This is a genomic window from Streptomyces tremellae (assembly GCF_039540215.1).
In the GTDB taxonomy this organism is placed as follows: Bacteria; Actinomycetota; Actinomycetes; order Streptomycetales; family Streptomycetaceae; genus Streptomyces; species Streptomyces tremellae.
In genome coordinates, this window is the sequence record NZ_BAABEP010000027.1 from 63,384 (window position 1) to 80,752 (window position 17,369).

Genomic DNA, 17,369 nt, shown 5'->3' on the forward strand with positions numbered 1-17,369 from the left:
CGGCGAAGCAGGCTCACTGGTGGTGTGATCCCCCCGCCCCTTGGGTGGTTGGTCATGGCTGGACAGGGAAAAGCCCCCGACAGGAGGCTGATGCCGCAGTATACCGACGTGACGCGGAGGACCACTGGCAGGGAATGCGCCGGTTTGGTGGACAGCCCGTCGAAGGACGACGACCCGTCCGGACCCGACGCCGTTGGACCCCGCGAAATTCAGAGGTCGCGCCGGATTCCTGGAGAATCCGATTCGCGCAGGGCTGCCGCGATGCGAAGTCCCACGGCTCGGGCGACGGGCGGGGGCGTGGCCTGGCTCACCTGTCGGTATGCGGACGTCTTCTTCCCGTAAATCCTCCAGTCCTCGGGCATGCTCTGGAGCAGGCTCACCTGGTCGACGGTCAGTCGCGGGAGACCGTCGCGCAGTGCGCCAGTGCGGTCCAGTCTGAAGTCGCGGTCCGGAACCGCATCACCGATGCTCCCGCCGTAGACGCCCTGACGGGCCCACAGCTTCTTCGCCCGGGTGGCCCCCAGATCGGCGCCACCACGTCCTGTGGCCCCTCCCATGATCAATGGAGCGGGCTCGGAGGCGTCGGCGGCCCACTTGTCGGCCTCGGGCCAGCCGCGCGCGGCCATGGAAGCGCGCAGGGTCTCTCCCAGAGTGGGGCACCGCGTACTCGTCGGCAGAGGCCACGAGAATCGGCTCAGATCTTCCGGGCGCATGGCGACGAGAAAGGCATGCTTGCGCCGTTGCGGCACGCCGAAGTCCGTCGCGTCCAGGACCGTGGACACCACCTCGTAGCCGAGATCCTCGGCGGCGTCCCGAACGGCGCGACGCTGCTTCTCGAACTTCGGCGCGCGCAGGAATGTAGGGATGTTCTCCAGAAGCAGGGCACGGGGTCTCACCCAGGACGCCATGTCCAGAGTCGCCTGGAGTGCGTCCCTGCTGTCGGCGTCTCCCAGCTGTTTGCCTGCCTCGCTGTAGGGCGATCGCGGCAGACCGCAGCTCAGTACGTCCGCGTGATCCAACGAGGGATGCTCCACGGGTTCCATCCGCCGGAGGTCGTCGCAGATGGGGTGCCATTCGGGGCGGTTCGTCGAGAGAGTCCGGCAAGTGTCCGCATCGGCGTCCACAACGGCAGTCACGCAAAATCCGGCCTGTTCGAGACCGAGCGCCTGACCGCCGACGCCGGCACACAGCTCGATGACCGTGAGTGCGTTCTGCCGCATGAATGCATTCTCCCCTGTCGACCGTTGCCTTTCCCATCGTAGACGGGGATCACGTGCCGTAGGGACGGGGATCCGTCGTCGACTTCGCACCGGTGGCGGTCACCGGGGGCCGTCCTTGGGCGGGGTGTTGACGACGAATCGGACGATCTTGCCGTCGCTGGTGTGCGCGGAGGCGGGAGCGACGAAGGCGAACGCCATGACGAGCTTTCCCGGATCCACTTTTTGGGTCGCTTCCACGTGAGGCCGGTCGTCCGGAAGAACCACGGGATACAACACGACCACCCCGCGCCGGTCGGACACGTAATGCTCCGTCGTGTCGTTGCCGCCGTACGGCAGGCTCCCGGCGATGCGCAGGGCAGGGGCGCGGTGTTTCGGGTCGCGGATGGCGCCGAGAGCCTCACCGCGGCGCCTCTCACGCGCGAACCACGAGAGGAGCCTCGGTAGGTCGCCGATGCCTGCCCGTCTTCCCTGGGAAGCGTGCTGGGGCGCCAGCACGAGCCAGTCGTCGACCTTCGTGGGCAAGGCCCGCGTGATTTCCTTCACGTAGGTCAGATGCGGCTCGAACCGCCCACTTGCATCCCATTTCAATGATTCGAGAACAGCGAGGAATTCCGTGGCCGGCAAAATTCCCGTGAGGGCATTGAACCTGTGGTGCGTACTCTGCTCTCCTTCGCCGAAGTAGGCAAACTCCTGTGTTTCCACGGAAAGGGACTCCATAATTGGCAGCCAGAGTTCGGTGTTGTGACGCAGTTGGCGCGTCTCCGACGGATACCAGGTCGGCTCCTCCCACTTCCCGGGCCTGCCCAGTTCGACCACGCGCGCGTTGTACATCTTGTTGGCGCTGGTGGGTTTCAGCCACGAAAGGTGCTGCGAGACGAGTGGAGGCATGTCTGCCGGAGTGATCTGAGGTTCGCCGTCGACGAGGGTGGCGTATTGCTTGAGTTGTTCCCGGAAGCTCTCCTCGTCGCGGCAGAGGGACTCGAACGCGTCGTAGAGATCGACCTCCTTGCTGCCCATGCTTTCTCCGCGCCCCAGGTAGAGGCGTACGAGATCACGGTAGCCCTCGCGGAACCCGAACCAGCGCCCCATCTGCATCAGGGTGGACGCGTTGCCGGCACGCCGTCGGTAATAGGAGACGGTCAGTCCCTCGATGGTGAAACCGCGCGACAGTTTTTGTCCCCCGATGAGGATTTTCCAGAGAGAGCGTTTGGCGAAGTCGGCCTCGCCGTTCTCGATGTCTCTGTCGCCGTTGACCACAATCACGGGTTGGTCGTCGCCGCCGATCCGGATGGCGGCAGCGCCGACATATGGGGCAAGTTCATCGTAAGAATCGGGCACTGCCTGGCCCTCGGAGCGCAGCCGCGACACGGGGGCGACGTCGGTGTCGAAAAGCACACGCAGTCTGTCGTGCCCGGACGGCCCGGTGTAACCGGCAGACCACCACAGCTTGTGGACCTTCGAGCGAAGCTCCCGCTGGTCCTTGGTACGGACCGACTCGTGAATCAGCATCGTATGGTGTTGGAAGTAACGGTCCCCCAATCCATTTGCCTCGCGGTACAGCTTCATTGCCGCAGTGAGGACGAACATGTCCAGAGCGTTCCGGAGAACGGTGTCGTCCTCATCGGAGACGAGTTTGATGTCTCGGACGTGCGCCTTCTCGTTGGAATTTGTCAGAGTGCGTTCCGAGGGTGCGACAGGCGAGTCCAGGTCGTGGAAGTCCTCGACCCCCATGTAGCCCTCGGGTCGGGGAAGGGAGACGATGAAGTCTTTCGGAAAGATGTCCTGGGCGTCCGCGGGGTCGATGAATACATTGGCGAACGGGGTGGCCGTGTAACCCACGTACTGAGCCCTGGGTAGAAGGCGGAGCAGCTCGGAGATCTTGTCGTTTATGGCTGTTCGCTCTACATCGGGCTTGTTCGGGTTCGCCGTGTTCACCGAGGCCTCGTCCGCCTCGTCATCGATGATGAGAACGGGGATCTCGCCCAGAGGTGTCTTGATCTTGTTGAGATCCTTCACCAGCTTGCTGAGGACGGTCTTGTTCTTCTTCACGACCATCAGCCTGGCCGAGGAACGGTGGAGGTTCTTCGGCGTGTACAGCGGCAACGTAGGTTCCTGCTTCTCGAACTCCAGTGCGACGATGCCCTGCAGCAGGCTCTTGTAGTCGTTGTCGGCCGTCGTCATCCGGACGATGTCGAATCCGCCGAGCGCGGAGGGAAAATTACCGTGTGAGAGAAATTTTCCCTGTACCCAGGCAGGGTCGTCCGCATAGTCGGACTCGTACTCCGGGGCGCCGCGGAGGATGTTCTCTCGGCCCACGAGTTCCATGTCGAGACGCCGCTGTGTCTGTTCACGGAGGAGATTGAGGGTGCCTCCGAGGACGATCACGAGGCGGTATCCGGCGTCCACTGACTTCGCGATCACACCGGTGAAGTTCGCGGTCTTGCCGGACTGAACGTAGCCGACCACCAGGCCCTTGGACTGGTACGCGGTCTCGGACGTCGGGTCGGCGAGGCGCTCGACGACCTGGTCGGTCGCCACGTCCAGTTCCGTCACCGCTCCGTCGGACCATCCCTTCTCCGACAGCAGTCGGCGGTAGGCCGGCCAGTACCAACTGCGGCCCTGCCGGGAGTGCGGGGTGTACCAGGGGACGAAGGTCCCGCTGATCACCACCGGGCCGCCGGAAGGCGGCACGGGGACGAGGGATGTCAGCGCAGCGGCAGTCTCCGCGGACAGCCCCAGGGACGCGAGGATGTCGGTGCGTCTCTCATCGGTGCGGGGCGCGGTCGCGGTCCACGAAGGGCTCTTCTCGTAGTCCCAGTGGATGAGGTGCCTTCGCCACAGTTCCACCAACTGGTCGGTGGAGTGGGCGAGGGACAGGGCGTTCCTGAAGTCTTCTTCGGTCGCCAGGTCCCTCGCCTCCTCTCCCTCGTCCTGGGAGTGATGCACGAGCGCACTGACGAGGTTCTTCGGGCGGAGGGGCATGCCGCTCAGCGCGCTGGTGTGGAGTTCGACGCGCAGAGTCGCGCGAGCAGACGACATGGCTGGGTCCTCGGGGTCACGGGAGATGGAGGGCGGACGGTTCGCACAGGGCCGGTGGTGCGTCGGGTGACGCCTTCAACCCGGTGACATCGAGCGCGTAGGAGACGTTGCTGACGCGGCCGAGCCCCTCGGGCGGTATGGCGGACGCATCCAGGCGGGGCACGGCCTCGTCCACCAGCAGGAGAAGCGGCGTGCTGCGAAGGCGCCACCGTTCGTCGTCCTGAGGAAAGTCCACCCAACCACCGGTCGAGACCCGATCGTCGTAACGTTCCAGTTCTGCGGGGGCCTCGTTCGCCACGATGTTGCGCACCGCGTTGACGGAGTCGTTGAGGGTACGTCCTTCGGCGCCCCCACGTGTCATCTGTATGGACAGCAACCACAGAGGGCGGGTACCTGTCGGAGTGAGCTGGTCGAGGCCGTGCACTGTGTGGCGTCGTCGTTCCGACACGGTCGTCTTCACTTCGAGGTCCCATTCGGGCAGCCCGAAGTCGTGTTCCTCGCGATCGGGGCCGCGCCACGCCCCCATTGCCGTGTGCCAGTCGTGCGTACGGGCGATGGACACCAGAGCCATCAGCTCTCCCATGAGCCCGACGCGCCTTTCCGGATGCATCACCCGGGGGCGCTCCAACAGTTCACTCCAGGCCCGCACTGTCTCCCGGAACGCTCGGTCGAGTGTGTGCTCGTGCTTGACGATCCGCTCGGCAATTGCGTTCAACAGGTCGTGGAAGTCTCGCAGGAGTTCGGGGCGTCCGACCCGCACCCGGGCCATGCGTATGCCTCGCTCGGCGATCTGGTCAATCCGTATCAGAGGAAGAGGCGACGTCGGCAGAGTGCGCCGCGGATCGAGTTCGACGTACAGGGAAATCTCGCGTCCCCCGTCTTCGATCACATAGGAGACCTCGGGGTGCGCAGAAGGCGGCGACAGTCTGTAGGCCGTCCCCTGCCCCCGACTCAGGTAGTACTCCACTGAGGCCCACGGGACGTAGCCCTCAGTCATTGTCGGTCATCCTGTCTTCCTCTGCCCGTGCCGCCGACACGAGGATCGATTGCCACAACTGGAGATTGTCCTTCTCCCGACTGCCGCTGTAGTCCCTCTCGAAAAGTTCGTGGAGCAACAGATACATCAGAGACTTGAGGGTCGGGGCGTCGTTGAGCCCGCCGCGGCGACCTCCGAGAATGGCCGACCTGTACCGCTGATTCAGGTGGATGACTCGGTTCTCGCGGTCGACGGAGAAGAACATCTCGTTGCCGAGCTTCTGCCAACGGATCGCGATGGGTTCCTCGCCGGGTATGGGAGGCAGCTCTTCCTTGATGGTCTCCCTGACCCCGGGGTCGATTCCTGTGCCCGGTGGCACTACGGGTCTTCGAGTCGTCCCTGTCCGTTTTCGAGCCTCGCGGTAGACGCTTTCTGCTGTGCTCAGGTAGTCGACGAAGGCGCGACCGGTGGGACTGGTGGCGCTCTCCAGCGCGGTCGCGAACTCGGGGGTGGTGTCGACACCCGACTTCTTCACCGTGAGGCGGAAGACGTCTCCGGTGCGGTCAGGGAGCTCCACCGCCACACGGGCGAGCGAGAGATGCTGCTCTGGTTGACGGAAGTTGTTCCAACCACCTGCCTGGACGAGCCTGTCATTGCGGTAGAAGTAGAACCCTTGACGCTCCATGACGGAACCGACGGCCCTGTATTCGTCCAGGTTGGACTTCGGTGTCCAGATGTGGGCGTCGAGTCGCGTTCGGCCCAGTTCGGGCGTTGAAGCCGTGAACGCCGTCGGATAGTCGGGGTGGCCGGACACGGGGTAGCCGAAGGGGTCCAGGGGTTGTACGCCGAAGCTTGTGTAGACGGTGCCTGTACGAACGTCCTCCACTGCGACGGTGATGTTGAAGTCGTCTCTCGCAAGGAAGCGGTGCAGGTGGAGCCCCAGGTGCAAACCCAGTTTGTTGATCGTCCGATGGAGGTAGCGGTCCGTCTGGCCGCCGCCACCGTGCTTGGGGAAGTCCTTCACTCCGTCCCAGCGGACGATTGTTCCCTGCCATCGGATGGGCCGGCCGTTGTCGTAGCGGTCGATGAGGATTTGCGCGTAGTCGGCGTCCACGATGTCGCACTCGAAGTTCGACATCGCCCTTTGAAGACGCCAACGCCGGCCTGCTGCCCGAGTGCGTTTCGTGGTGCTCACCACGGTCACTGCCGACGCGTGGCTGAGAGACGCGGATTTCAGACCCGTGCCGAACATCCCCAAGGCCCCGGGCGCGTAGTCGCGTCGACCTCCCACCGTCATGGCCACGTCGAGGGCCGCGTCGTCCATACCGGCCCCGTCGTCCACCACGAGCAGACTCACGAGTTCGTCACCGTCTCGTAGGAAGTGGATAACGACGTCCTTTGCCCCGGCATCGACGGAGTTGTCGACCAGATCCGCGAGAGCGACCTCGAACCCGTACCCCTGACTGCTCAGCCCTTCCATGTAGCGAGCGTCCGGCGGGAGAAGCTTGCTGCCGGTGACGGGGACATCGAACTTCCAGTCGTCGCTCATGTTCGCCTCACGAAGGTGATGGGTGAATGGCTTGGTCCAGGGTGCAGGGGGATGTGGGGGATTTCAGTCATGCGCCTGTGCCCGGCGAGGGCGGCGTGCTGCTCTGAGCAGGGCCTCCCGTTTTCGTGCGATGTCCTCTGCGACGGCCACGGGAGCCTCGTGCTCCCAGAACCGAAGAACCGTCCAACCTTCTTTTTCCAGATGGCGGGTCGTCTCGAGGTCCCGCGCCATGTTCTTCGCCAGCTTCTGGCGCCACCAGTCGGCGTTGGCCTTGGGGTGGGTGGCGTGCACAGGACAGCCGTGCCAGAAGCAACCGTCCAGAAACACGGCGAGTTTGGCTGGTCCGAAGGCAATGTCCATGGTTCGGCGAGGCATGCCGGGGACACGATGGTTCACGCGGTAGCGCAGACCTGCCGAGTGGAGGAGTTTGCGGACGGCGACTTCCGGTGCCGTGTCTCGGGAGCCCTGTCGGCTCATACGGCCGGAGACGGCGGCGGAAGAGGGAACCGGACCAGTCACCTGCACATTGTGCCAGCGGAGGCAAGGTCGCGGGAGGGGTGGACGGACCTTTGACCGTGCCCCGTTCTCAACCGGGGAGCGCGGGCGCGGGTCCGACCGTCCGAGTGCGGCCGGCGGAGCAGGCCTCCCCGGCCCTGGCCCCCTCGCCCCGCCTCAGGCCCTCACGCCGCCCCGTGGCAGAGGCGGTACGGCTTGCCGGAGGCGCACCAGCAGGTGGCGTTGCGGGGCGGGGGCCAAGGGACGGCGCGGCCGCGGGCGGCGAGGGTGGTGGCGTACAGGGGGAGCAGGGAAGCGGTGGTCGGCGGGAGCGCCTCGGAGGCCGCGAAGGCCTCGTAGGAGGGGACCGTGCCGGTGACGACGCCCAGGTTGGGGGTGCCCGCCGCGGCGAGCTCGCGCAGGGCGGTCTCGACGCGGGCCAGGTGGATCTCGTGGGAGGGGTACTCCTCGGCGAGCGGCGGGTACGCCGCGATCAGCTCGGCGAGTTCGGCCTCGGGCCAGTGCAGGACCGCGACGGGGAAGGGCCGGGACAGGGCCGTGCGGTACGAGCCGAGTTCGGCGCGCAGGCGGTTGATCTCGGCCTGGAGCTCGTCGGGGTTGTCCGAGCCGAGCGCCCACAGCCGCTTCGGGTCGTGGAGTTCGTCGAGCGGCACGGACGTCGGGTTGACCTTGTCGGCGAGCGCGTCCCAGGCGTCGTGCGGCAGGCCGAGCACGCGACGGGTGCGGTGGCGGCCGATGAGGAGCGCGTGGGTCGCGTACGGGACCTCTTCGCCGGGCGTCAGCAGCAGGTTCAGCGCTTCGGTGAAGATGTCGTGGGCGGCCTCCGGCTCGTCGTGGCGCTCAAGGCAGCCCGCGATGATCTCCCACGGTGTGGGTTCGAGGGGCGCCGCGAGCTGGACGCCGTCCATGATCGCGCGGGCTTCCCCTTCGTGGCCCATCTCCCAGAGGTTGGCCGCCTTGAGCGCCTTCACCAGTTGCGGGTGCTCGGCGCTCGGCCGGTCCTGTCCGGCCGTGAGGAGCTGGTCGTAGAGCCCGGAGGCCCGGTCTCTCGCGCCGGCCAGCTCGAAGTGGGCGGCCGCCTGGAGGAGCAGGGGCTCCTGGTCCTCCGGGTAGCGGGCCGCGGTGCGCAGCAGGCGCTCGGCTTCCGTCGTGTGGTCGGCAGGCATGTCGGGGCGCATGGCCTCACGGTACTGCCGGAAACCGGCTCCGTCGTGGGAGGAGGGGGTGAGGTGCGGGGGTCCTTTGTGGACGGCCGTCCGGTTAGGGTCCTCGGGTGCTGCGACAACGTCCCCACCTGCTCTGGCTCCTCGTCCCCTTTGTGCTGTTCCTGGTCGCCCCGCCCTGGGTGAACCGGGTCCATCCCCTGGTCGGCGGCCTGCCGTTCCTCGCGTTCTGGCTGCTCGCCTCCGTGGTGGCGACCCCGTTCGCCGTCTGGGCCGCCTACCGGGGCGACCGCAGGGAGATGGCCCGGCGCGGGCAGGGGAAGCGGTGAACGCGGCCGTCGCGACCTCCGTGTTCGGGGCCTTCATGGTCCTCACCGTCGTCCTCGGCCTGCTCGCGGTGCGCGGGCGCGGCCGCGGGGGAGGCATCACCGAGTGGTCCGTGGGCGGACGCAGCCTGGGGGCCGTCTTCATCTGGGTGCTGATGGCGGGGGAGAGCTACACCAGCTTCAGCTACCTCGGCGGCGCCGGCTGGGGATACGACTTCGGGGCGCCGGTCCTGTACGTCATCGCCTACATGTCCTGTGGCTACGCGGTCGGGTACGTGGTGGGCCCGATGCTCTGGTCGTACGCGCGGCGGCACGGCCTCGTCGGCATCACGGACCTGATCGCCCACCGGTACGGCAAACCCTGGCTCGGCGCCCTGACGGCGCTGCTCGCGACGGTGTTCCTGCTGCCGTACATCCAGCTCCAGATCACCGGCATGGGGGTGGTCGTCTCGACCATCTCGTACGGCACGATCAGCCTGAACTGGGCCTACTTCATCGGCTTCGCGGTCACCACCGCCTTCGTCGTCGTCAGCGGCCTGCGCGGCAGCGCCTGGGTCTCCGTGCTGAAGGACCTGCTGGTGATCGGGACCCTGGCCTTCCTCGTGGTGTACGTGCCGTTGCACTACTTCGACGGGTACGGCGACTTCCTGCACCGCGTCGTACGGGAGCGGTCCGCGTGGCTGACCCTGCCGGGTCACGGGCACAGCTCGATGGGCACCGCCTGGTTCGTCACCACGTCGCTGATGAACGCGGTGACCGTGGTCATCTTCCCGACGACCGTCGCCGGGTACCTCGGCGCGCGGAGCGCCGACACCCTCCGGCGGAACGCGGTGTTCCTACCCGCGTACAACGTGCTGCTGTTCGTGCCGATGCTGCTGGGGCTCGCCGCGACCTTCGTGGTGCCCGGACTCGCGGATTCCGATTCGGATCTCGCGCTGTTCCGGCTCGTCGTGGACGCGCTGCCCGCCTGGGCCGTGGGCGTGGTCGGGGTGGCCGCCGCGCTCTCCTCGATCGTCCCGATGGCGGTGTTCATGCTGGTCATCGGCACGATGTGGGGCCGGAGCGTGCTGTCGCTCGTGCCGCGTCTGAGCGGCGAGCGGCGGCAGCGCGCGGCGGCCAGGGCCGTGGTGGTGGTCGCGGGCGGCGTCGCGCTCGTCCTCACGTACACCGCGCCCGACACGCTCGTCAGGCTGTCGCTCATCAGCTACGAGGGGATGGCGCAGCTCCTGCCGATGGTGCTGCTGGGGCTGGTGTGGCGGCGGTTCACGCTCGTCGCGGGGCTGGGCGGCCTCGCGGCCGGAGTGGCGCTGGTGTGTGTGCTGGTCTTCGGCGGCCACGACCCGGTGTGGGGTGTGAACGCGGGCATCGTCGGGCTCGCCGCCAACCTGCTGGTGGCGCTCTCCCTCACGTACGCGGGGGCGGGCGCGGCCGGTGCCGCGGCGGACACCCGTCCTGACGGCGAGGTGCTCGCCGACGACGGGGTGCGGCCGGGCGGGGCGGAGGCGGCGTAGGCCGCGTCGCCGGCGCGCCCGCCCGTTCCGGCGCGCCGCCGCGTGTGGCACGGCTCCTGCGTGCTCGCCGGGCCGGGGTGCCTGCCGGCCGGGCCCCAGGGCGGTCGGGGCGGCCCGCCGCCGGGTTGCCCCTCGCGGGGCCGGGGGTTCGCAGTTCCGTCCTCGGCGTGTCCGCCCGCGCCCGGCGCCCGTTCTCCGGCGAGCGTCCTCTCGGGCGCGCCCGTACCCCGTCACCCGGCGCCGGTTCCCCGGCGAACGTCCTCGGGGCGCGCGCCACGCGCCCTTTCCCCGGCGTGCCCGCCGTACCCCGCGTCCGTCCCTGGGGCGCCCGCCGTGCCCCGTACCCGCCCGCTCAGGCCGCCGCCCCGCGCCCGCGCAGCGCTACGACGAACAGGGCGCCGAGCACGGACACCCCGGCCATCACCGCGATGGCGGTGTCCATGCCGCGGGCGGTCGTGCCCGCCGAGGTGACCAGCGCGAGCGTCAGCGCGACGCCCGCCGACGAGCCGATGTAGCGCGCCGTGTTGTTCGCGCCCGAGCCCATCGCGGCGCGCGGTGCGGGTACCGACTCGACGGACAGCCTGGGCAGCGCCGCGTTCAGCAGCCCGCTGCCGAGCCCCGCGACGAACACGCCCGGCAGCAACCGCGCCTCCGACAGGGCGCCGACCGCGCCCAGCATGCCGAGGATGCCGACGGCGTGCAGGAGGAAGCCGGCCGCCATCTGGTACCGCACGGGGAACCGCGCGTGCAAACGCTTCGCCTGGTACGCGACGACCGCCGCGGTCCCGGCCCAGAGCAGCACGATCCACGCCGTCTGGAGGACGGACAGGTGGAGGACGCCCTCCACGACCACGGGCAGGTAGCTGAAGAACCCGATCACCGCGAGCCCGGTGAACAGCGCCCCGAGGATCGACGACTGGAACGGCGCGTGCCGCAGCAGCCCCAGGTCGACCAGCGGAGCGGCTGTGCGCCGCTCGATCAGCGCGAAGGCGCCGAGCAGGACGGCCGTCGCGACGAGGAGCAGCAGGACGGACGGGCGCAGCCAGCCGGTGCGCCCCAGGGTGAGCGCAGTGAGCAGGGCGGTGAAGGCGAGGCCGAGCGCCGCGGCGCCCGGCAGGTCGGGGCGGGAGCGGTGCGGCGCGCGCGACTCCGCAAGGACGCGGGAGGCGTAGCCGCCCGCGGCGAGGGCGGCTACGCCGAGCACCGCGTAGAGCACGCGCCAGCCGAAGCCGTTCAGCGCGGCGGCGAGGAGCGGGCCGAGCGCGATGCCGCCGCTGACGGTGGCACCCCAGGCGCCGGTGGCCTTGAGGCGGGCGGGGCCCGCGGGGAACGCGTGGGCTATGAGGCCGAGGCTGGTCGCGAGGATCGCCGCGCTCGCCGCGCCCTGGGCGACGCGGGTGAGGGTGAAGAGGAGGGTGTCGTCGGTGAGGCCGCTGAGAGCGGTGGTGACCGCGAGGGCCGCGGTCCCGGCCAGGAACACCCTGCGCCTGCCGAAGTCGTCGGCGAGGCCGCCGGCCACGAGCAGCAGGGCGGCGAGGCCGAGCGGAGTGCCGTTGAGCAGCCACGCCTGGGCCGACAGCGAGGTGTGGAAGGTCGTGGCGAGCGTCGGCACGGTGAGCAGCGGCGCCGTGTAGCCCATCAGTGCCACGAGGGTCGCGGCGAGGGTGGCGACGAGGGTGCCGCGCACGTTCGGCGAGACACCGGGGTGCGCCACGGCCAGGCCCTGGGCGGTCCCCTGGGGGCGGGTGGTGGCCGTGGCGGGGTCGGAAGGGCGGGGCATGGCTGCGCCTCTGTGACGGGGGCCCTGGGACGGTGGCTGTGCCTCCGTGACGAGAGACCCGGGACGGGGAGTTGTCAGTTCGTTCAATGAACCTGTGGATGGAGTGACCGTAACACGGCAGGTTCGGTGAATGAACCTGGAGCGGTAGGGTGGGCGGCATGGCTCTTGGGAAGGACTACGCGCACCAGCACTGCTCCGTCGCCCGCGCCCTGGAGGTCATCGGCGAGCGCTGGACGCTCCTGATCGTGCGGGACGCCTTCTACGGCGTGACGCGGTACAACGACTTCCTGACGCACCTCGGCATCCCGCGCGCCGTGCTGGTCGCGCGGCTCCGCTCCCTCGAAGAGGCCGGCGTGCTGGACCGGCGCAGGTACCAGGAGTCGCCCCCGCGTGACGAGTACGTCCTGACGGAGCGTGGGGTCGCGCTCTGGCCGGTCCTGCTGTCGCTCGGCACGTGGGGGACCGCGCACGTGGACGGGGTGCCGACGCTGCGCTCCTTCGTCCACGCGGACTGCGGCGCGAAGCTCGACCCGCACGGGCAGTGCACGGCCTGCGGGCGCGTCGTACCGGTCGAGGACGTGCTCCTCGTGCCGGGGCGCGACCTCGACCCGGAGCCGGGGAACCCGGTGAGCCGGGCCCTGCTGAAGCCCCACAGGCTGCTCACGCGACTTGACGTCGAGCGCGGGTAGCGGCCGCGGGCGGGTGCGTGTCCGTGTGACGGGGCGCGGTGCGGTGGTCGGTCGGGAAGTGACGGGGAACGCGGTGTGCGATGGGTGCGTGACGTTTTCGGCCGGCGCGTGTCCAAGCAGACAGGGCCGGGAAACAGCCGCGGCCCCCTCGTGGCAGTCTGAAGCCCGTGGCAGGCTGAGAGCAGTTTGAGAGCGGCAGTCGGAAAGGGGGAGGTGAGTGCTGATGCGCCGACCGGTGGCGCGGATGTCCCGTGAGAGCGCGAGGAGTTCCGTGCGGCGTGGCGTGCGGTCGTCCGGACTGTGGTCCGGAGCCCTGTTGTTCCTGGTGCTCGCCCAGATACTGCTGTCCTCGCCCGGCCTGCTGGTGCCCTCGGCCGTCGCGGTCGCCGCGACCGCCGCCGCCTGCGCCGCACTCGCGCTGTGCGTGGTCGCCGCCGCCCGCACGGCCCCGTTGGTGCCGCGCCACCGGGTGCGCACGGCCATGCGCGACCGCGAGATACGCACCGCGTTCCTTCCCCAGCGAGATCCCGACGCCAGGGGGCGCACCCGCCCCCGAGCGCCCGGCCGCCGCCTTCCGACGGCCGCGTAACTCCGGCACTCACTCCGGGCGTTGCGGATCCCGCCCCTCCTCCGCCGGTGGCGCACAGCGCGCCGCGCCGACGCGATGAGGCATGGGTCTGCCTGCCTGCGCGTGGGTGCTGCCCGCGTCGGCCGTCACGCCGTATCCACGCCGGTTCGACTTCGGTCCGTGCCGGTTCGCCCGGTTCGACGTGACCCTCGGAGGGCACAGCCTTGTCCACGACGATTTCCGCGTTCGCCCGCCTGGTGAACGCCCTCGCAGGCCCGCTCGGGCCGCTGTTCCACGGCTCGGCGGTGGCCGTCGCCATCGTCCTGTTCACCGTCCTCGTCCGCCTCGCCGTCCACCCCCTCTCCCGTGCCTCGGCCCGTGCTCAGCGGGCGCGGGCCGAACTCGCGCCGCGCATGGCCGAGCTGCGCCGCACCCATGCGAAGAACCCCGAGAAGCTCCAGCGCGCGATGGCGAAGCTCTACGAGGAGGAGCAGGTCTCCCCGCTCGCCGGATGCCTGCCGATGCTGCTGCAACTGCCCGCCTTCTACCTGATGTACCGCGTGTTCTACAGCTCGGAGATCGGAGGACGCCCCAATGAGCTGCTCAGCCACTCCCTGCTCGGCGCACCCCTCGGAGACCGCTGGAGCGACGCCCTCGCGCACGGCGGGCCGTTCGGCCCGGCGGGCCTGGTGTACGCGGCGCTGTTCGTGATCATCGCCGCGGTCGCCACGTTCAACGCCGTGCGCGCCAGGCGGCAGCAGGCCGGCGCCGGTCCGCTCGTCGACGCGTCGGTTCCCGGCGCGGGGGCCGTCACGGGGGCGATGCGGTTCATGCCACTCCTCTCTTTCTTCACCCTGGTCACGGTCGCCGTCGTGCCGCTTGCCGCCGCGCTGTATGTGGTGACGAGCACGGTGTGGACGGCGGCGGAGCGGTATCTGCTCCAGCGGGAGGCGCCGCGGCGGGCGGTCGCGGCCCCCGCGTAGCGGGCGGCACGGGGGCGGTCCCGCCTCGGCGTCGGGCGCGTCGATGACCGGGCTGTGAGACGCGGCCTTGCGGAGAGATCCGATGTATGGGAAGGATTGCCCGGTTGCACGGGAGGGCCGCTGTACGGGAGCGGTCCGCCGGTCCGCCGGTCGCCGCATCCGCCGGCCGGACCGGGTCCCACCGGCTCGACCCGCCCCACCGGTTCGGGACCGGTCCCAGCGGTTCTGGGCCCGACACCACCGGTTCTGGGCCCGACACCACCGGTTCGGACGGTCCCGCTGGCTCGACCAGCCGGACCAGCCGGACCAGCCGGACCAGCCGGACCAGCCGGACCAGTTCAACCAGTTCGATCAGCTCGACCAAGAGGAGTCAGGAACGATGAAGCTGCTGCGTGTCGGTACGGCGGGTGCGGAGCGCCCCGCGCTGCTCGACGAGGACGGTACGACCCTGCGGGACCTGTCGGATCTTGTCTCCGACATCGACGGCGCGCTCCTCGCCGACGACGGGGCCCTGGAGCGCGTCCGGACCGCCGCGGCGGGAGGCGGGCTGCCCGTGCTCGAAGGCGGGCAGCGGATCGGCGCGCCGCTCGCCGGCATAGGGAAGATCGTCTGCATCGGCCTCAACTACCACGACCACGCCCGCGAGACGCACGCGCAGGCGCCGTCCGAGCCGATCATCTTCTTCAAGGCGGCGGACACGGTGGTCGGACCTGAGGACACGGTCCTCATCCCGCGCAGGAGCGTGAAGACGGACTGGGAGGTCGAGCTCGCCGTCGTCATCGGCAAGACCGCGCGGTACGTGGAGTCCGCGGAGGCGGCGCTCGGGCACGTCGCCGCGTACACCGTGTCCAACGACGTCTCCGAACGCGAGTTCCAGATCGAGCGCGGCGGCCAGTGGGACAAGGGCAAGAACTGCGAGACGTTCAACCCCCTCGGCCCCTGGCTGGTGACGGCCGACGAGGTGCCCGACCCGCAGGCGCTCTCGATGAGGCTCAGCGTCAATGGGGAGACCAGGCAGGATGGCACGACGGCCGACATGATCTTCCCCGTCGCGGAGATCGTCCGGTATGTCAGCCAGTTCATGACGCTCTACCCGGGCGACGTCATCAACACCGGCACGCCCGCGGGGGTGGCTCTCGGCCAGCCGGAGCCGAAGCCCTATCTGCGCTCGGGCGATGTCGTGGAGCTGGAGATCGAGGGACTTGGCAGGCAGCGCCAGCAGTTCAAGGACGCCTGACTGCGCGGTGGGTGCCCCGCCGGCGGCGCCCACCGCGCCTGCCGCCCACCCCGCCTGCCGCCCACCGCGCCTGCCGCCCACCGCGCCCGGTGCCGGGCGGGCCCGCGCTCACCGGGCCCGCGCGGTCGGGGCCGGTGGGGTATGCGGTGGGGCGTCGGCCGGGACGTGCCGGGTGGAAGCCCTCAGAGTGCGTCGCGCAGGGTGCGCAGGGCCTCCACCACCAGCGCGTGGTCCTCGGCCTGCGGAAGGCCGGAGACGGTGACGGTGCCGACCATGCCCGCGTTGCCCACCACGAGCGGTACGCAGCCGCCGTGGGCTGCGTAGCGGGCCGGATCGAGCCGCGAGGACTCCTCGAAGGTCTGGCCCTTGGCCCGGAAGCGTGCCCCGACCAGAAGCGAGGCGGCGCCGTAGCGCTCCACGACGCGGCGCTTCCGCTCGATCCAGCCGTCGTTGTCGGCGCTCGATCCGGGCAGCGCGCAGTGGAAAAGCTGCTGGGCGCCCTGGTGGATGTCGATCGCCACCGGGGCGCGCCGGGCGCGGGCCAGTTCGACCAGCAGCGAGCCGAGGCGCCATGCCTCGTCGTGACCGAAGCGGGGGAGCACGAGATCTGCGGCCTCGGCCTCCAACTCGGCGGCGGAGGGCAGCTCCTGGCGGGAGGGCGTCGGGCTCATGCGGTGGCCTCCAGCCGGACGGCGGTGCCCTCGCGCGCGGAGCGGCGAGCTGCTTCGAGGACGTCCAGGGTCGCCGCGGCCTGCTCCACCGTGACGGGCGGCGCGCCGCCGTCGCGCAGGGCCGCGGCGACGGCGGTGTAGTACGCGGGGTAGTCGCCCGGGATCGTCGGTACGGGCGTGCCGCCGCCGGTCAGCGGCGACTCGCCCGCGCCGAGCCGGCCCCACTGGGACTCGGGCTCCACGCCCCAGGGCTTGTCGCCGGCCCCGGGGCGGCGGCCGTCGCGGAGGGCGGACTCCTGGGGGTCGAGCCCGTACTTGACGAAGCCCGCCGTCGACCCGAGCACGCGGAAGCGGGGGCCGAGCTGGGCCGTGGTGGCGCTGGCATAGAGGTGCGAGCGGACGCCCGAGGCGTGGGTGAGGGCGAAGAAGGTGTCGTCGTCGGCCTCGGCGCCGGGGCGGCGCACGTCCGACTCCGCGTAGACCAGGCTCACCGGGCCGAACAGGGTGAGCGCCTGGTCCACGACATGGCTGCCCAGGTCGTAGAGCAGGCCGCCGATCTCCTCGGGGGCCCCCGACTCGCGCCAGCCGCCCTTGAGCTGCGGGCGCCAGCGCTCGAAGCGGGACTCGAAGCGCTGTACCTCGCCCAGCTCGCCGGTGTCGATCAGGTTCCTGAGAGTGAGGAAGTCGTTGTCCCAGCGGCGGTTCTGGAAGACGGAGAGCAGGAGCCCGCGCTCCGCGGCGAGCGCGGCGAGCGCCCTGGCCTCGGCGGCCGTCCCGGCGACGGGCTTGTCGACGACGACCGGCAGGCCGGACTCCAGTGCCGCGGTGGCGAGGGGCACGTGGGTCTTGTTCGGGGAGGCGATGACGACGAGGTCCAGCTCGTCGGCGCGCTGCCAGAGCTCCTCGGGAGAGGCGGCGAACCGCACGGAGGGGAACTCGGCGCGCGCCTGGGCGCGGCGCTCCTCGCTTGAGGTGACGACCGTGTCGAGGGCGAGACCCCCGGTGGCGGCGATCAGCGGTGCGTGGAAGACGGAACCCGCGAGGCCGTACCCCACGAGCCCGACCCTGAGAGGGCGGTCGGATGTGCCGGTCATGCTGCCAGTCATGGTTCCACTTAAGCAACGCTGTTGCCAAACTGCAA

15 protein-coding genes are annotated in these 17,369 nt (G+C 69.8%); 6 read left to right on the forward strand and 9 right to left on the reverse strand.

All coding sequences use genetic code 11. The features are described 5' to 3' along the window. Positions 1–209: 209 nt before the first annotated feature. The 6 genes from ABEA77_RS19225 to ABEA77_RS19250 form a co-directional block, all read right to left on the reverse strand. A complete protein-coding gene (locus tag ABEA77_RS19225) occupies positions 210–1,220 on the reverse strand; it encodes a DNA cytosine methyltransferase (protein WP_345648823.1) in 1,011 nt (336 codons plus the stop codon). A gap of 99 nt (positions 1,221–1,319) precedes the next feature. Beyond that, on the reverse strand, positions 1,320–4,259 hold the full coding sequence (locus ABEA77_RS19230) for a Z1 domain-containing protein (RefSeq protein WP_345648826.1): 2,940 nt from the start codon (positions 4,257–4,259) through the stop codon (positions 1,320–1,322). Between the two features lie 16 nt (positions 4,260–4,275). Further along, complete coding sequence (locus ABEA77_RS19235) at positions 4,276–5,256, reverse strand: PD-(D/E)XK motif protein (protein WP_345648829.1); 981 nt, start codon at positions 5,254–5,256, stop codon at positions 4,276–4,278. Beyond that, positions 5,249–6,784 carry an ATP-binding protein gene (locus ABEA77_RS19240; RefSeq protein WP_345648832.1) on the reverse strand — a complete coding sequence of 512 codons (1,536 nt, stop codon included), beginning with the start codon at positions 6,782–6,784 and terminating at the stop codon, positions 5,249–5,251. Before ABEA77_RS19240 ends, ABEA77_RS19235 begins: the two co-directional genes overlap by 8 nt. A gap of 63 nt (positions 6,785–6,847) precedes the next feature. Further along, positions 6,848–7,261, reverse strand: coding sequence for a very short patch repair endonuclease (locus ABEA77_RS19245; protein WP_345648919.1), 414 nt, complete (start codon positions 7,259–7,261; stop codon positions 6,848–6,850). A 203-nt stretch (positions 7,262–7,464) separates the two neighbouring features. Then, entirely contained in the window at positions 7,465–8,478 is a 1,014-nt protein-coding gene (locus ABEA77_RS19250; RefSeq protein WP_345648834.1) for an SEC-C metal-binding domain-containing protein, read from the reverse strand. A 95-nt stretch (positions 8,479–8,573) separates the two neighbouring features. On the opposite strand from ABEA77_RS19250, the gene ABEA77_RS19255 reads away from it, so the two are divergent. Together ABEA77_RS19255 and ABEA77_RS19260 are read left to right on the forward strand one after the other, a co-directional pair. Continuing rightward, positions 8,574–8,792 carry a DUF3311 domain-containing protein gene (locus ABEA77_RS19255; RefSeq protein ID WP_345648837.1) on the forward strand — a complete coding sequence of 73 codons (219 nt, stop codon included), beginning with the start codon at positions 8,574–8,576 and terminating at the stop codon, positions 8,790–8,792. Then, the gene (locus tag ABEA77_RS19260) at positions 8,789–10,300 is read left to right on the forward strand and encodes a sodium:solute symporter family protein (RefSeq protein WP_345648839.1); all 1,512 of its coding nucleotides are present in this window, start codon (positions 8,789–8,791) and stop codon (positions 10,298–10,300) included. The genes ABEA77_RS19255 and ABEA77_RS19260 overlap by 4 nt, the downstream gene beginning before the upstream one ends. A 352-nt stretch (positions 10,301–10,652) precedes the next feature. On the opposite strand, the gene ABEA77_RS19265 is transcribed toward ABEA77_RS19260, so the two are convergent. Continuing rightward, positions 10,653–12,080 (reverse strand): MFS transporter, encoded by a 1,428-nt coding sequence (locus ABEA77_RS19265; protein ID WP_345648842.1) that lies wholly within the window; start codon positions 12,078–12,080, stop codon positions 10,653–10,655. Positions 12,081–12,229: 149 nt separating this feature from the next. On the opposite strand from ABEA77_RS19265, the gene ABEA77_RS19270 reads away from it, so the two are divergent. The 4 genes from ABEA77_RS19270 to ABEA77_RS19285 all read left to right on the forward strand — a co-directional run bounded on the left by ABEA77_RS19270 (position 12,230) and on the right by ABEA77_RS19285 (position 15,557). After that, positions 12,230–12,769, forward strand: coding sequence for a winged helix-turn-helix transcriptional regulator (locus ABEA77_RS19270; RefSeq protein ID WP_345648845.1), 540 nt, complete (start codon positions 12,230–12,232; stop codon positions 12,767–12,769). A gap of 244 nt (positions 12,770–13,013) precedes the next feature. Continuing rightward, on the forward strand, positions 13,014–13,358 hold the full coding sequence (locus ABEA77_RS19275; RefSeq protein ID WP_425588323.1) for a DUF6412 domain-containing protein: 345 nt from the start codon (positions 13,014–13,016) through the stop codon (positions 13,356–13,358). Positions 13,359–13,561: 203 nt separating this feature from the next. Continuing rightward, positions 13,562–14,320 carry a YidC/Oxa1 family membrane protein insertase gene (locus tag ABEA77_RS19280; RefSeq protein WP_345648851.1) on the forward strand — a complete coding sequence of 253 codons (759 nt, stop codon included), beginning with the start codon at positions 13,562–13,564 and terminating at the stop codon, positions 14,318–14,320. A gap of 379 nt (positions 14,321–14,699) precedes the next feature. Beyond that, entirely contained in the window at positions 14,700–15,557 is an 858-nt protein-coding gene (locus ABEA77_RS19285; protein WP_345648854.1) for a fumarylacetoacetate hydrolase family protein, read from the forward strand. Positions 15,558–15,739: 182 nt separating this feature from the next. Here ABEA77_RS19285 and ABEA77_RS19290 read toward each other — a convergent pair whose 3' ends face one another. Both ABEA77_RS19290 and ABEA77_RS19295 read right to left on the reverse strand, forming a co-directional pair. After that, complete coding sequence (locus ABEA77_RS19290; RefSeq protein ID WP_345648856.1) at positions 15,740–16,228, reverse strand: heme-degrading domain-containing protein; 489 nt, start codon at positions 16,226–16,228, stop codon at positions 15,740–15,742. After that, positions 16,225–17,334 carry a Gfo/Idh/MocA family oxidoreductase gene (locus tag ABEA77_RS19295; RefSeq protein ID WP_345648859.1) on the reverse strand — a complete coding sequence of 370 codons (1,110 nt, stop codon included), beginning with the start codon at positions 17,332–17,334 and terminating at the stop codon, positions 16,225–16,227. Before ABEA77_RS19295 ends, ABEA77_RS19290 begins: the two co-directional genes overlap by 4 nt. Positions 17,335–17,369: the final 35 nt, after the last annotated feature.

Excerpts from the sequence above, each read along its gene's own strand:
- ABEA77_RS19245 (WP_345648919.1), bottom strand. The coding sequence starts at position 7,261 with ATGAGCCGACAGGGCTCCCGAGACACGGCACCGGAAGTCGCCGTCCGC.
- ABEA77_RS19275 (WP_425588323.1), top strand. The coding sequence starts at position 13,014 with ATGTCCCGTGAGAGCGCGAGGAGTTCCGTGCGGCGTGGCGTGCGGTCG.
- ABEA77_RS19265 (WP_345648842.1), bottom strand. The coding sequence starts at position 12,080 with ATGCCCCGCCCTTCCGACCCCGCCACGGCCACCACCCGCCCCCAGGGG.
- ABEA77_RS19235 (WP_345648829.1), bottom strand. The coding sequence starts at position 5,256 with ATGACTGAGGGCTACGTCCCGTGGGCCTCAGTGGAGTACTACCTGAGT.
- ABEA77_RS19295 (WP_345648859.1), bottom strand. The coding sequence starts at position 17,334 with ATGACTGGCAGCATGACCGGCACATCCGACCGCCCTCTCAGGGTCGGG.
- ABEA77_RS19240 (WP_345648832.1), bottom strand. The coding sequence starts at position 6,784 with ATGAGCGACGACTGGAAGTTCGATGTCCCCGTCACCGGCAGCAAGCTT.
- ABEA77_RS19225 (WP_345648823.1), bottom strand. The coding sequence starts at position 1,220 with ATGCGGCAGAACGCACTCACGGTCATCGAGCTGTGTGCCGGCGTCGGC.
- ABEA77_RS19230 (WP_345648826.1), bottom strand. The coding sequence starts at position 4,259 with ATGTCGTCTGCTCGCGCGACTCTGCGCGTCGAACTCCACACCAGCGCG.
- ABEA77_RS19250 (WP_345648834.1), bottom strand. The coding sequence starts at position 8,478 with ATGCGCCCCGACATGCCTGCCGACCACACGACGGAAGCCGAGCGCCTG.
- ABEA77_RS19285 (WP_345648854.1), top strand. The coding sequence starts at position 14,700 with ATGAAGCTGCTGCGTGTCGGTACGGCGGGTGCGGAGCGCCCCGCGCTG.
- ABEA77_RS19290 (WP_345648856.1), bottom strand. The coding sequence starts at position 16,228 with ATGAGCCCGACGCCCTCCCGCCAGGAGCTGCCCTCCGCCGCCGAGTTG.